The sequence below is a fragment of the Pseudomonas parakoreensis genome, from assembly GCF_021602155.1.
GTDB lineage: Bacteria > Pseudomonadota > Gammaproteobacteria > Pseudomonadales > Pseudomonadaceae > Aquipseudomonas > Aquipseudomonas parakoreensis.
This window is the reverse complement of record NZ_BQHY01000006.1, coordinates 302,314-315,550: the sequence shown is the minus strand read 5'-3', so window position 1 is coordinate 315,550 and position 13,237 is coordinate 302,314. Positions and strand designations below refer to the sequence as shown.

At 62.7% G+C, this 13,237-nt stretch carries 9 protein-coding genes; 3 read left to right on the top strand and 6 right to left on the bottom strand.

Features of this window, described 5'->3' with window-relative positions:
- Positions 1-149 precede the first annotated feature (149 nt).
- Positions 150-2,243 (top strand): mechanosensitive ion channel family protein, encoded by a 2,094-nt coding sequence (locus L6D63_RS11820; RefSeq protein ID WP_131671518.1) that lies wholly within the window; start codon positions 150-152, stop codon positions 2,241-2,243.
- Positions 2,244-2,385: 142 nt separating this feature from the next.
- Here the strand turns inward: L6D63_RS11820 and L6D63_RS11815 are convergent, their stop codons facing one another.
- Positions 2,386-6,687, bottom strand: coding sequence for a DEAD/DEAH box helicase (locus L6D63_RS11815; protein ID WP_131671519.1), 4,302 nt, complete (start codon positions 6,685-6,687; stop codon positions 2,386-2,388).
- Positions 6,688-7,011: 324 nt separating this feature from the next.
- On the opposite strand from L6D63_RS11815, the gene L6D63_RS11810 reads away from it, so the two are divergent.
- Both L6D63_RS11810 and L6D63_RS11805 read left to right on the top strand, forming a co-directional pair.
- Positions 7,012-7,896 carry a sugar nucleotide-binding protein gene (locus tag L6D63_RS11810; protein ID WP_041074483.1) on the top strand — a complete coding sequence of 295 codons (885 nt, stop codon included), beginning with the start codon at positions 7,012-7,014 and terminating at the stop codon, positions 7,894-7,896.
- Positions 7,889-8,818, top strand: a complete 930-nt coding sequence (locus L6D63_RS11805; protein ID WP_131671520.1) for an NAD-dependent epimerase/dehydratase family protein — start codon at positions 7,889-7,891, stop codon at positions 8,816-8,818. Before L6D63_RS11810 ends, L6D63_RS11805 begins: the two co-directional genes overlap by 8 nt.
- A gap of 183 nt (positions 8,819-9,001) precedes the next feature.
- Here L6D63_RS11805 and L6D63_RS11800 read toward each other — a convergent pair whose 3' ends face one another.
- From L6D63_RS11800 to L6D63_RS11780, 5 genes are all read right to left on the bottom strand, one after another.
- Positions 9,002-9,700 (bottom strand): OmpW/AlkL family protein, encoded by a 699-nt coding sequence (locus L6D63_RS11800; RefSeq protein ID WP_041074487.1) that lies wholly within the window; start codon positions 9,698-9,700, stop codon positions 9,002-9,004.
- 248 nt (positions 9,701-9,948) lie between these two features.
- Positions 9,949-10,467 (bottom strand): DUF3299 domain-containing protein, encoded by a 519-nt coding sequence (locus L6D63_RS11795; RefSeq protein WP_047296927.1) that lies wholly within the window; start codon positions 10,465-10,467, stop codon positions 9,949-9,951.
- An 11-nt stretch (positions 10,468-10,478) separates the two neighbouring features.
- Entirely contained in the window at positions 10,479-11,744 is a 1,266-nt protein-coding gene (locus tag L6D63_RS11790; protein ID WP_108183943.1) for an ABC transporter permease, read from the bottom strand.
- Between the two features lies 1 nt (position 11,745).
- Positions 11,746-12,456 carry an ABC transporter ATP-binding protein gene (locus L6D63_RS11785; RefSeq protein ID WP_131671521.1) on the bottom strand — a complete coding sequence of 237 codons (711 nt, stop codon included), beginning with the start codon at positions 12,454-12,456 and terminating at the stop codon, positions 11,746-11,748.
- Positions 12,457-12,589: 133 nt separating this feature from the next.
- Positions 12,590-13,192, bottom strand: coding sequence for a DUF2796 domain-containing protein (locus L6D63_RS11780; protein WP_131671522.1), 603 nt, complete (start codon positions 13,190-13,192; stop codon positions 12,590-12,592).
- Positions 13,193-13,237: the final 45 nt, after the last annotated feature.

Genomic DNA, 13,237 nt, shown 5'->3' with positions numbered 1-13,237 from the left:
ATTTGCCGCTGACGCAAATATCCACAGTCTGCTGTGAACCCTGTGGTGAGGGGAATGCAGTGGGCACTGGGGTTATTCAGGCAAAAACCGAACTTGTCCGCCATTCACCGATCAGTTCCTTAAAGGTTCAGCCAAGAGGGATCGCAGTTTTGATCAAGTTCAGGATCGCCATTCTGCTGGGAGCGCTACTGTTTCTCGGCGCCAGCGAACTCGAAGCCGCCGCGCTGCCGGGGGTTCCGGCTGCCGCTGAAGAGCCGGCCAAACCCGAGCCGATTGTGCAGGGCGGTCTGCTCGGCGCGATCAGTTCGAGCATCGACGACGTGCAGGACAAACTCGACCTCAATGAACATCTGGTCGATGCCTGGCGCCTGCGTGCCGACCGCGCGGCGGACGAGGTCGACAAACTGGTCAACCAGCCGTCGAACCGGTCCGGCTGGAGCGTCGCCGGTGATTTCCTGATGTTGTCCGGCGTCTGGCTCGGCGCGTTTGCGCTGCTGACCGTGCTCGGCAGCCTGCTGGCCAAGCGGCTGAGTCAGGGCCGTTGGCTGCGGACCCGGCAGCGCAGTCAGGACCTGGTCGGCTACCTGCTGCCGTACACGCTGCCGGCGCTGATCTGTCTGCCGCTGACGCTGTACGTCAGCCACTTTCTGCAAGCCTCGGTGGGACGGGCGCTGGCGCTGTGTCTGGCGTACGCCACCAGCAGCGGTATTTTCTCCACTTCAATGTTGTTGTGCGTGGTGGTGATGTTCAACGTCGGGCACAAACGGCCTGCCGCGCGGATCATCCGCCACTACTGCCCGAAACCGCTGTTCCTGATCGGTTTCCTCGCGGCCCTCAGTGACGCGTTGACCAGCCCGCAGATCGCCCGTCAGCTGGGCGGCAACATCACCAGCAGCGTCGCGGTGTTCACCGGGCTGATCGCCTCGATCATCTTCGGTCTGCTGGTGATTCGCCTGCGCCGGCCGGTGGCACATCTGATTCGCAACCGGCCACTGGAACAGCGCCTGAAGCAGCCGTCGTTGCAGGAGTCACTGCGGATTTTTTCCGGGCTCTGGTACTGGCCTATCGTGTTGATGGTGCTCGTTTCGGTGGTCAATCTGATCGGCATCGGCGAGGACAATCAAAAGGCTCTGCGCTGCGCGTTGTTCACCACCGTGCTGCTGATCGGCACGGTGTTCCTCAGCACCATCCTCCAGCACCTGTTCAAGTCGCGCAAAGCCGAAGCGATCCAGCGCAGCAGCGCTTACAAGGAACGCTTTCTCAGCCTGTTGCACGCCTTGCTGCGGATCGTCATTGCGATTGCTTTCATCGATATTCTCGGGCGGATCTGGGGTGTTTCGCTGCTCGACTTTGCCCAGAGCAGCACCGTCGGCCGGGCGATCAGCAATGCGTTGAGCAGCATCGGCCTGATCTTCCTCGTCACCTGGCTGTTGTGGGTGGTGCTCGACACGGCGATTCAGGAAGCGCTGAAACCACCGGTCAGCAAACGCTCGTCGCGCCAGCCCAGCACCCGGGTGAAAACCATCCTGCCGCTGCTGCGCAACGCAATCAAAATCATCCTGGTGGTGATCTGCGCGATCACCACCATGGCTAACCTCGGGATCAACGTTGCGCCACTGTTGGCCGGTGCCGGGGTGGTCGGTCTGGCCATCGGTTTTGGCTCGCAACAACTGGTGCAGGATGTGATCACCGGGCTGTTCATCATCATTGAAGACACGCTGTCGATCGGCGACTGGGTGGTGCTCGATTCCGGGCATGCCGGCACCGTCGAAGGCCTGACCATTCGCACCCTGCGCCTGCGTGACGGCAAGGGGTTTGTGCACTCGGTGCCGTTCGGTCAGATCAAGGCAGTCACCAACCAGTCACGCCAGTTTGCCTTCGCGTTTTTCTCGGTGCAGTTCACCTACGACACCGATGTCGACAAGGCCATCGAACTGATCCGCCAGACCGGCGATTCGATCCGTGAAGACCCGTTCCTCAAGTACAACCTGCAGGGGCCGCTGGATGTATTTGGCGTGGACAGGATGGACTTGAACGGCGTAGTGCTGACCGCGCAATTCCGTACCGTGTCGGGCGGGCAGTATGCGGTGAGCCGGGCGTTCAATCAGCGTTTGAAAAAGCTTGTGGATAACAGCGCCGAGGTGCATTTCGCGCAAACTTATCCACAGCAGGTTTTGTTGCCAAGGCGGCAGGGTGAGGGGGAATGGGTAGCGAGCGAGGTGCCACAAAAGTCGAGTACTTGATGGGCGGATTGTGTAGTGGGGGTTCCGGCCTCTTCGCGGGCAAGCCCGCTCCCACAGGGTTCTGGGTGATGTTGAAATAGTAGGCACACCAAAAATCATTGTGGGAGCGAGCTTGCTCGCGAAAGGGCCGGAACTGTCGACATCAATGCCGGATCAGCTTGCTGCGCACCTGCTCCATGATTACCTGATCCAGCTCAGTCCAGAACACCTGCTTGCCGGCAATCTCGGCAGCAACCGGCAAACCATCTTGATACACCAGCCGATTACTCACCAGTGCCGGCACTTTCGCCCCTGGCAACAACGTCCCTGCCAGGTTCAGCGGATCAACCCCGCACACCGCAACCAGACTGCCGTCATGCGCCCGGCGCCGAACCTCGCGCAGCAATGGAATCGCCTCCGGCAAGGCAAACTGCTCCCCCGCCAGACCACTGACAAAGCGCCCGCCGCGTATCTCGCCACGGGCTTCCAGCCGATGAAACGTGCGCAGCAATTCGCGCCAGCTCGGCAGCCAATCCGCTTCGCGCTCCAGCAGGCGCCAGAACACCACGCCATAGCGGCGCAGCAACGTCATGGCGACATGTTCGAGGGTTTCCGGTGACGCTATCTCAGCGCTTTCCTGCCGTGGCCCGCGGCGCAACAATGCCCAGCGCCCGGCATCGTCCATGCCACCGACAAACGCACCGCGCCCACGACGACTGCTGCGTTGCTGGCGCTTGCTCGCCGGGGTGATCAAGGCGCGCAAGCCGGCGAAGCTGTCGGCGTTTACCAGGCCGGCGCCGACCAGTTCCTGCAAGGCGATTTCCAGCTCGGTGCGCAGCAGATGCGCCTCGTGAATCAGCTCATCGAAAAACAGCGCGCCGTGCTGACTCAGCGCCTCATAAACCTTTTGCGTTTTCGGCGACAGTTCACTGACCGGCGTCTGCTCGGCCAGCGCACCCCACAAGCCGACCTGACTGCGCGGCAGCAGCACAATCGGCGTACTGCGCAACGCCGTGCCGCTGACTTTCTGTCGGGCGCTGAGGCGCGTCCACACCAGTTTGCCGTTGCGACACAGCTCATCAAGCCAGCTCGGCGAATAATCTTTCAGGCGCGCCGGGAGAAGGTCGCTGTCCCACGCCGAAGCCGCTGCCGGGTAACCTTCGAACTGGCCGACAATCGCCGGCAGCACCGCGTGCCCCTGACCGCGCGTAGCAGCGGACAGGTGCTGCCAGTCGAACAGAAAGCGCATGAAATCCTGCAACGCCACCGGCTCGATTTCCCGGCGCAGACGCTTGACCGTGTAGCGATGAATGCGCGCCAGCAGATGCCGTTCGCACCATTCTTCAACTGCTTCGCCCGGAGTGAAATGACCACGCAGCACATAGCCTTCGCGCTCCAGCCGGGCGAGCGCTTGTGCTACTTGTGCAGTGGGCAGCGCCAGCGGCTCGGCAATTGCCGGGAGCGGCAGCGGGCCGAACGCACCGAGGCGTGCGCGGACCACTTCGACCAGCGCGTCCTCGAAGGTCCACGGCTCGTTGAAGCCGGGCAGAGCCTCCTGCGGCGGGTGTAGCGTGGCGTGTGGATAAAGCGCCTGCAGGCAGGTCAGGCGTTCGCGTGCCAGCCACAACGAATGTTGAGGGTTGAGCTTCAGGCGACAGGCTCGACCACTGTCAGTCAATGTATCCAGCCATTCGCGCCAGGAGGCGTTGACCTGCGCCTCCGCCTCGCTGGCGCAGGACAGGCTCATCAGCGCCTCGTGCATTTCATCGACGTTGGCCGGCGTCGGCCATGCTTCCTCGCGCACCGCGTTGATGGCGTCGGCGTCCAGTGCCCCGAGATCATCGGTGGATTGCGGATCGCTCCAGCGTCGGTTGATCACCGCTTGGGTGCGGCGTTCTTCCAGCGGTGCATCGTCGAGAAAGCTGTACGGTCGCGCACTGAGAATTTCCGCCGCGAGCGGCGAGGGTGCCGGCAGATCGCGGCTGATCAACCGCACCTCGCCACGCTCCATGCGCCGCAGCAGCGTGAGCCAGCCGTCGCTGTCCATGGCCTCGTGCAGGCAATCGTCGAGGGTCTGTTCCACCAGCGGATGCTCGGGAACCTCCCGCTCGCCGGCTAGGTTTTCCAGGCAGGCGATCTGATCGGGGAACACGCTGGCGATCAGGTCTTCGCTTTTCATCCGCTGCAACTGCGGCGCGACTTTGCGCCCGCCGGTAAAACGCGGCAACGCCAGGGCCACGCCGGCATTCCAGCGCCAGCGCACGCCGAACAGCGGCGCGTCGAGAATCGCCTGAATCAGGATGTGCTCGGCGCTGTTGCTGTGCAGGTACCGCCAGACATCATCCAGTTCGAAACTGTGGCTGGTGGACAGCGACAGGACAATCGCGTCTTCGCTGGCGGCTGCCTGCAACTCGAAGTTGAACGTGCGGCAGAAACGCTTGCGCAAGGCCAGGCCCCAGGCGCGGTTGATGCGGCTGCCGAACGGTGAATGGATGATCAACTGAGTACCGCCGGACTCATCGAAAAAACGCTCCATCAGCAGTGTGTCCTGCGAGGGCAGGGCGCCGAGGGTCAGGCGAGCGCGGGCGAGATACTCCACCAGTTGTTCGGCGCTGGCACGGTTCAGGCCGAGGGTTGCGGTCAGCCAGTCGAGCGCCGGTTGCAGATCGCCGGGGCTGGCGCCCAGCAACAGGTCGAGAGTCGCTTGCAGGCGCGCCACCGCCGCCGACAATTCATCGCTGCGCCCCGGGGCTTCGCCGAGCCAGAACGGAATGGTCGGCGGCTGGCCCTGGGCATCCTCGACCCGCACCTTGCCGGTTTCAACCCGCAGGATGCGGTAGGAGGTGTTGCCGAGCTGGAACACATCACCGGCGATGCTTTCCACGGCGAAGTCTTCATTGACGCTGCCGATGTTCAGACCCTGCGGTTCGAGCAACACGCTGTAGTCGGCATTGTCGGGGATGGTGCCGCCACTGGTCACGGCGGTCAGTTGCGCGCCGCGACGGCCACGCAGGGTGCGGCTGACGGCGTCGCGGTGCAAGTAGGCGCTGCGGATGCCCTGACGACCGTTGTAGCCTTCGGCGAGCATGGTCAGCAGCGCCTGATAGTGTTTCTCGTCGAGATCGCGGTACGGCGAGGCTTGGCGGAACAGCGCGAGCAAAGCGTCTTCGGGCCACTCCTGACAACTGACTTCGGCGATGATCTGCTGCGCCAGTACATCCAGCGGCGCTTCGGGGATGTGCAGGGTGTCGAGTTCGCCACGGCGCACGCAGTCGAGCAGCGCGGCGCACTCGATCAGGTCGTCGCGGGTGGTGGCGAACAAGCGGCCCTTGGGCGTGCCGCCAACCTGGTGCCCGGAGCGCCCGACTCTTTGCAGAAACCCGGCAATCGAACGTGGCGAGGATATTTGGCAGACCAGGTCGACTTCACCGATATCGATGCCCAATTCCAGCGAAGCGGTGGCGATCAGCACTTGCAGCTCGCCGCGCTTGAGCCGCTGTTCGGCGTCGAGGCGGGATTCCTTGGCCAGGCTGCCGTGGTGCGCGGCGACGGCGTGTTTGCCAAGGCGTTCGCTGAGGTGTCGGCTCAGGCGTTCGGCCAGGCGCCGGGTATTGACGAAAATCAGCGTGGTGCGATGTTCGCGGGCCAGTTCGGCGAGCCGGTCATAAACCAGTTCCCAAACATCGTTGGCCATCACTGCCGACAACGGCACCGGCGGCACTTCGATGCCGAGGTCTCGGGGGCGAGCGTGGCCGATGTCGATGATCTCGCAGGGGCGATCAGTCCCGACCAGAAACCGCGCCACGGCCTCGATCGGCTTTTGTGTGGCGGACAAACCGATGCGGGTCAAGGGTTCGGCGCACAGCGCCTGCAGGCGCTCGAGGCTCAGCGCCAGATGACTGCCGCGTTTGCCAGCCGCGATGGCGTGGATCTCATCGATGATCACCGTGCGTGTGCTGCCGAGCATTTTGCGTCCGGATTCGGAGCCGAGCAGCACGTACAGCGATTCCGGCGTGGTTACCAGAATGTGCGGCGCACTTTTGCGCATGGCGGCGCGGTCTTTCTGTGGCGTGTCGCCGGTGCGCACCGCCGTGGTGATGTGCAATTCGGCCAGGCCCATCTGGCGCAACTGCTCGGTAATTCCGGCCAGCGGATTTTGCAGGTTGATGCGGATGTCGTTGGACAGCGCCTTGAGCGGTGAAACGTAGACCACCAGGGTTTCGTCGGGCAGGCCCTCGGGGTTTTCCAGGCCACGGTGGACGAGGTCGTCGAGCACCGCGAGAAACGCGGTGAGGGTTTTACCGGAGCCGGTGGGCGCGGCGATCAGCGTCGAGCGGCGCTGGCGGATCAATGGCCATGCGCGGGCCTGGGCGGCGGTGACCGACGGGAAGGTGCTGCTGAACCAGGCGCTGACGGCGGGGTGAAAGCCAGCCAGGGCGGCGTCCTTGGGGATGGGCAGATTCATGCTCAAGTTATGCGGGTGGGGGCGGCAAGATGCAAGTACCGCTGGGGGATCTGCGCTGTTCATCAGGGCCTCATCGCTGGCCAGCCAGCTCCCACAGTGTTTGTTGTTGTTCAAAAGTTCGGCAATCAACACTGAACCCTGTGGGCGCTGGATTGCCAGCGATGGAGCCAGTTGATTCAGCACAATTCCCGGCGATCTACACTTTACGGGTGACGGTTGCGCACTAAACCCGCAAAATGCAACGATTCCGGCAATTATCGATGACGGTGTCACCCGCACCGTCGCTAAAGCCATCGTTCCAATCAGACTGGGCCTGCTGACTCTATGCGAATGCGCCTTATGTTACTGGGCGGCGGAAATGCCCTTGGGCAGGCGCTGATTCGCCTCGGTGCGGAAGAAGACATCGGTTTCCTCGCCCCCCGCCCGCCAGAAGACGGCTGGGATGCCGCGAGCCTGACGCAACTGCTCGACGATACCCGTCCGGATGCGTTGATCAACCTCGCCTACTATTTCGACTGGTTCCAGGCCGAGACGGTCAGCGAAAGCCGTCTTGCCGGCCAGGAACGCGCCATCGAGCGGCTGGCCGAACTGTGCCAGCACCACAACATCATTCTTGTGCAACCGTCCAGTTACCGGGTGTTTGACGGTTCGCGGGCGACTGCCTACAGCGAAAAAGACGAGCCGGTGCCGCTGGGCCTGCGCGGCCAGGCGCTGTGGCGCATCGAGCAAAGTGTCCGCGCGACCTGCCCGCAACATGTGTTGCTGCGCTTCGGCTGGCTGCTCGACGACAGCCCTGAAGGCACCCTCGGACGCTTCCTCGCCCGCGCCGAACAGCCGGATGAATTGCTGATGGCCGATGATCGCCGGGGCAATCCGACCCCGGTGGACGATGCGGCGCGAGTGATCATTTCGGTGCTCAAGCAACTCGATTGCGCGGCGCCGCTGTGGGGCACTTACCATTACGCCGGCCACGAGGCGACCACACCGCTGGCGCTCGGTCAGGCGATTCTGACCGAAGCACGCAGCCTGCATCCGCTGGCGATCGAAGCGCCGACCGCTCAGGCCCATGCCGCGCGGCCGGATGCCGCCGAGGAACCGCAGCACGCGGTCCTCGCCTGCAAGAAAATTCTGCACACTTTCGGGATCAAGCCTCGCGCCTGGCGCGCCGCACTCCCGGCTTTACTGGATAGGTTTTATCGTCATGGCTGAAGGCCCTGTTTTAATCACCGGCGGCGCCGGTTTCATCGGCTCGCACCTGACGGATGCATTGCTCGCCACCGGCCATTCGGTGCGGATTCTCGATGATCTGTCGACCGGCAAACGCGCCAACCTGCCGCTGGACAACCCGAAGGTCGAACTGATCGTCGGTGACGTCGCCGATGCCGCGCTGGTCGCGCAAGCCATGCAAGGCTGCAGCGCCGTTGCGCATTTGGCGGCAGTCGCTTCGGTGCAGGCGTCGGTGGACGATCCGGTGAAGACGCACCAGAGCAATTTCATCGGCACCCTGAATGTCTGCGAAGCCATGCGCCAGGCCGGGGTCAAGCGTGTGCTCTACGCGTCGAGCGCAGCGGTATACGGCAACAATGGCGAAGGCGAGTCGATTGACGAAGACACGCCAAAGGCCCCGCTGACTCCGTATGCCTCGGACAAACTGGCCGGCGAACACTACTTCGATTTCTATCGTCGCCAGCATGGTCTGGAGCCGGTGATCTTCCGCTTCTTCAACATCTTCGGCCCACGCCAGGATCCGTCCTCGCCGTATTCCGGGGTCATCAGCATCTTCAGCGAGCGGGCGCAGAAAGGTCTGCCGATCACCGTGTTCGGCGATGGCGAGCAGACCCGCGATTTCCTCTATGTCGAGGATCTGGTCGACGTGCTGGTGCAGGCAATCGACAAGCCTGAAGTGGAAGTGGGCGCGATGAACGTCGGCTGGAATCAGGCGATGAACCTCAAGCAGATGTTGCAAACGCTGCAGGAAGTGGTCGGCGAACTGCCACCGGTCAGCTATGGCCCGGCGCGCGCCGGCGACATCCGTCATTCGCGGGCGAACAACGCGCGTTTGCTGCAACGTTTCAAGCTGCCAGAGCCGACGCCGATGCGTGTGGGGCTGGCGCGGTTGCTGGGCAAATAGGTTTATCGCAGACATGAAAAAGGCGCCTTTTGACAGGCGCCTTTTTCACGGCCGGAATGTGTCGCTAATCCTGTGGCGAGGGGATTTATCCCCGATCGATCACGAAGTGATCGTCGTCAGTTCTAAGCCTGCTCACCCAAAGCCTCATTCACCACCACGTGAACGTTCCTGGTTGAATCTGCCTTAGAACTTGTAGCCCAGACCCACCATGTACACAAACGGATCGACATCAACATTCACCTTGGCCCGGGTACCCGGTGCCACGGCGTTGTTCTCGACGGTGGCGCGAGTATCGATGTCGATGTAGCGCACCTGGGCGTTGAGCATGATGTTGTCGGTCAGCATGTAGTCGGCGCCGACCTGCCAGGCCAGGCCCCAGGAGTTTTTCGCTTTGAAGTTGCTGAAGCCGTTGGACTGGGCTTCGCTGCCGACGTGCTCGTCGTAGATCCAGGTGTAGTTGATGCCGCCACCGATGTAAGGCTGGAACGGCGATTTCGCATCCAGCGGGTAGTACACGACGCTGAGGGTGGGCGGCAGGTGTTTCAGGGTGCCGAGTTTGCCGTTGGCCGCTGGCAGCGCGGTGCCTTTGATCTTCACGTCATGCTCGAACGGCGAGGCCGCCAGCAACTCGATCCCGATGTTGTTGGTCAGCATGTAGGCGAAGTTCAGACCCAGTTGGGTGTCGCTGCTCATGGTCGCCTTGCCGCCCAGGTTGGTGCCGCTCAACGGACCCTGATCGACTTTGACGCTGGAGCTGTCGGCCTTCGGGTTGACGGTAATCGCACCGGCGCGAACGATGATGTCACCGGCTTCGTGGGCGTGGGCGAGCGGGGCTGCGAGCGCGACTGCAAACAGCGAGGCGCTGAGCAAGGACTTGTTCATGGGAGCTCCAAAAGGACGTTAAAAATGTCTGATGTCCTATGGTATGAAGCCAACTGATACGGTCTTTTGACTCAGCTCAATGAAACAGTGATGCCCCGGTTTTTTGTGGAACCTTGGCCGGCCCCTTCGCTGGCAAGCCAGCTCCCACAGGTTTCGTTGGTGTTCAAAAAATGGGTGAACGACTCGATCACTGTGGGAGCTGGCTTGCCAGCGAAGGGGCCATTAAAAACATCACAGAAGTGCCGGAACTACTCCGGCAGCTCATACACATAAATCTTGTCCGCCGCCATCTGATACCCGGCATCGGCCAGTTCGCTGGTGGATGCCTTGACCTGCAATGGCCCCTCGACCCAGTACGGCTGATACAGCTCGTCGAGCTTCACGCCCAGCTCGCTTTTCACATGCACGATCTGGTTTGACGGCGGTGGCGGCACGTGGATGCAGGCGCCGAAGTACGGCACCAGCAGGAAGTCGGTGGTGCGTCCTTCTTCATTGACTTCCAGCGGCACGATGTAGCCCGGCAGGCGGATGTTCTGCCCATCGAGACTTTGCACTACCGGCGCGTTGGGCATGTCCTGTTTCGCCGCTGGCGCCGACTCGGCGGAGAGCGCGTCGCCCATCTTCGACAGGTCGTGCAACGGCGTCATGTTCGGCACTTCCGGCGCGGCGTCCGGCGGGATCATCTCCGACCAGGTCAGGTCTTTCGGTGCCGCTGCCCACACGGGCAGGGCGACCAGCAACAGCAGCGCAAGCACAGCGCGGGGCATGGTGAACATCCTCATAAACGGATCGACAGGCCATCGGCCAGGGATTGGCGATACGCGCGCCAGGCCGGCACGCTGCCCATCAGCAGCGCGGCCGCCAGAATGCCACCGAGCAGCGTCCATTCATACTCGCTCGGCCACGCCAGCGGCAGATACAGCCCGTAATTGGCCTGTACGTAACCCTGCGCGGCGGCGATGCCGAGGTACAGCAACGCCAGTCCGGCGATTACGCCGGTCAGTGCCAGCGCGAAAGCTTCCAGCACCAGCAGACTTGCGATGTGCCACGGTCGCGCACCGACCGAACGCAAAATCGCCATCTCCCGGCGGCGCTCGTTAAGGCTGGTGAGAATCGCCGTGAGCATGCCGATCAACCCGGTCAGCACCACGAACAGCGAGACCACAAACAGGGCCTTTTCAGCGGTGCTCATCAGGCTCCACAGCTCCTGCAAAGCCACGCCCGGGAGGATCGCCAGCATTGGCTCGCCCCGGTATTCATTGATCTCGCGTTGCAGGGCGAAGGTGGAAATCTTGCTGTTGAGGCCGAGCATGAACGCGGTGATCGCCTGTGGCGTCAGATCCATGTTGCGTGCCTGATCCGCCGTGATTCGGCCGTTGCCGCGTGCCGGCACGCCGTTGTGCCAGTCGATGTGAATCGCCTCCATACCGCCGAGGCTGATGTGCAGCGTGCGATCTACTGGCGTGCCGGTGCGCTTGAGAATGCCGACCACGGTGAACGGTTTGTCATCGTGCTTGACCAGACTGATCGCCGCTACGCCGTGGGCCAGCACCAGTTGGTCGCCGAGCTTGTAATGCAGCGCTTCGGCGACTTCGGCGCCGAGCACCACTTCGAACGGGTCGGTGGCGAAGGCACGGCCGTCGGCCAGTTCCAGATGTTGCTGACGACCGTACTGGTAATGCTCGAAATAGGCTTCGGTGGTGCCCATCACCCGGTAGCCGCGATGGGAGTCGCCGAGGGACATCGGGATCGCCCACTTCACTTTCGGGTTGCTGGCGAAGTGTTCGAAGCTGTCCCAGCGAATGTTGTTGGTCGCGTTGCCGATGCGGAACACCGAGTACAGCAGCAGGTTCACCGAACCGGAGCGGGCGCCGACGATCAGGTCGGTGCCGCTGATGGTGCTGGCGAAACTGGCTTTGGCCTCGGTGCGCACGCGCTCGACCGCGAGCAACAGGCACACTGACAGGGCAATGGCGAACGCGGTGAGCAGGGCGGTGAAGCGGCGGTTGGCCAGGCTGGCCATGGCCAGACGAAACAGATACATCTCAGACCTCGGCAGACGTGGCGGCGCGATTGAGCTCGGCCAGGGACAGGTGACGGTCGAACAGCGGCGCCAGGCTCTGGTCGTGGCTGACGAACAACAGGCTGGAGCCGGCCTCGCGGCATTCGGCGAACAACAGACGAATGAAGTTTTCCCGGGCGTCGTAATCCAGCGCCGAGGTCGGTTCGTCGGCGATCACCAGTTCCGGCTGGCCGATCAACGCACGAGCGGCGGCGACCCGTTGCTGCTGACCGATCGACAGCGAATCGGCGCGACGGCCGAGGATGCTTTCATCCTTCAGACCCAGGTGGGCGAGCAGGGTGGCGGCAGCCTGGTCGACGCTGCCGTGACGCTGTTTCGCCCGCTCGGCACGCAGCCTGGAGAAGTGGCAGGGCAACTCGACGTTCTCGCGCACCGAAAGAAACGGCAGCAGGTTGAATTGCTGGAAGATGTAGCCGGTGTGATCGACACGAAAGCGGTCGCGGGCGCCGGCACCGAGTTCGGTCAGTTCCTGGCCGAGCAGGCGAATGCTGCCGCGCCCGGGCTTCTGCACGCCACCGAGCAGGCCGAGCAGGGTGGTCTTGCCACTGCCGCTGGGGCCTTTGAGGAACAGGGTTTCGCCGGGCTCCAGGCGAAACGTCGGGATGTCCAGCAGCGGCGGGTGGCCGGGCCAGTTGAAGCCCAGGTCGGACAGTTCGATGAGTGCTTGGGTCATGGCACCAGTTTCATGTTTGATCACGGGCCCGTGTAGGAGCTGCCGAAGGCTGCGATCTTTTGATCCTGTTTTTAAAAGGCAAGATCAAAAGATCGCAGCCTTCGGCAGCTCCTACAGGGGATATTTCAGGCAATCAGAATTTCAGGGCGGCAGCCTTGGCGGTCACTTCGGTGCCTTGCTGGCCGCTCGGGCCGATCAGTTGTACCTGAATTTTCTGGGTCGCCGGGAAGGTATTGAAGAGGTTCGCCAGATCCAGGGTCTTCAGAGCACCCGGGGCCGCGCAGCTGAATTGATAGTGGGCGTGGATTTCGCTGTGATCGTGGTGATGCGCTTCACCACCCTTGGCATCTTCGTCGTGGTCATCATCGTCATGCTCGTCGGCAGCCGGCTTGTCGCCGAACAGCGGACTTTCCAGTTCCTGGCTGGTGACTTTGCAACCGGCGGCGGCCGGCAGGCTGAACAGCGCCAGCGGGTTTTCCAGTTTGGCGCGGGCGGCGGCGACCTTGGCCTTGTCGGCGTCGCTGGTGGCGGCATGTTCGAAACCCACCAGGTTCATCGCCGGGCTTTCCAGTTCCAGCTCCAGAGTCTGGCCGTCGAGTGCGGCGTTCAGGCGGCCGACGCCATGTTCGTGGGCACCGAGGCTGCCGTGCTCGTGGTCGTGATCGTGCTCATCGGCGGCATGGGCGATGGCCAGCGGCAACAGGGCAAACGGCAAAGCGAGGAGCAGACGACGCATGGCGGTCTCCGGGAAGTAAAGTGAAGAGTTTGTTATGTAATCTTA

Coding starts and splice junctions, on each gene's coding strand:
- L6D63_RS11815 (WP_131671519.1), bottom strand. CDS start 6,687: ATGAATCTGCCCATCCCCAAGGACGCCGCCCTGGCTGGCTTTCACCCC.
- L6D63_RS11810 (WP_041074483.1), top strand. CDS start 7,012: ATGCGAATGCGCCTTATGTTACTGGGCGGCGGAAATGCCCTTGGGCAG.
- L6D63_RS11805 (WP_131671520.1), top strand. CDS start 7,889: ATGGCTGAAGGCCCTGTTTTAATCACCGGCGGCGCCGGTTTCATCGGC.
- L6D63_RS11800 (WP_041074487.1), bottom strand. CDS start 9,700: ATGAACAAGTCCTTGCTCAGCGCCTCGCTGTTTGCAGTCGCGCTCGCA.
- L6D63_RS11795 (WP_047296927.1), bottom strand. CDS start 10,467: ATGCCCCGCGCTGTGCTTGCGCTGCTGTTGCTGGTCGCCCTGCCCGTG.
- L6D63_RS11790 (WP_108183943.1), bottom strand. CDS start 11,744: ATGTATCTGTTTCGTCTGGCCATGGCCAGCCTGGCCAACCGCCGCTTC.
- L6D63_RS11785 (WP_131671521.1), bottom strand. CDS start 12,456: ATGACCCAAGCACTCATCGAACTGTCCGACCTGGGCTTCAACTGGCCC.
- L6D63_RS11780 (WP_131671522.1), bottom strand. CDS start 13,192: ATGCGTCGTCTGCTCCTCGCTTTGCCGTTTGCCCTGTTGCCGCTGGCC.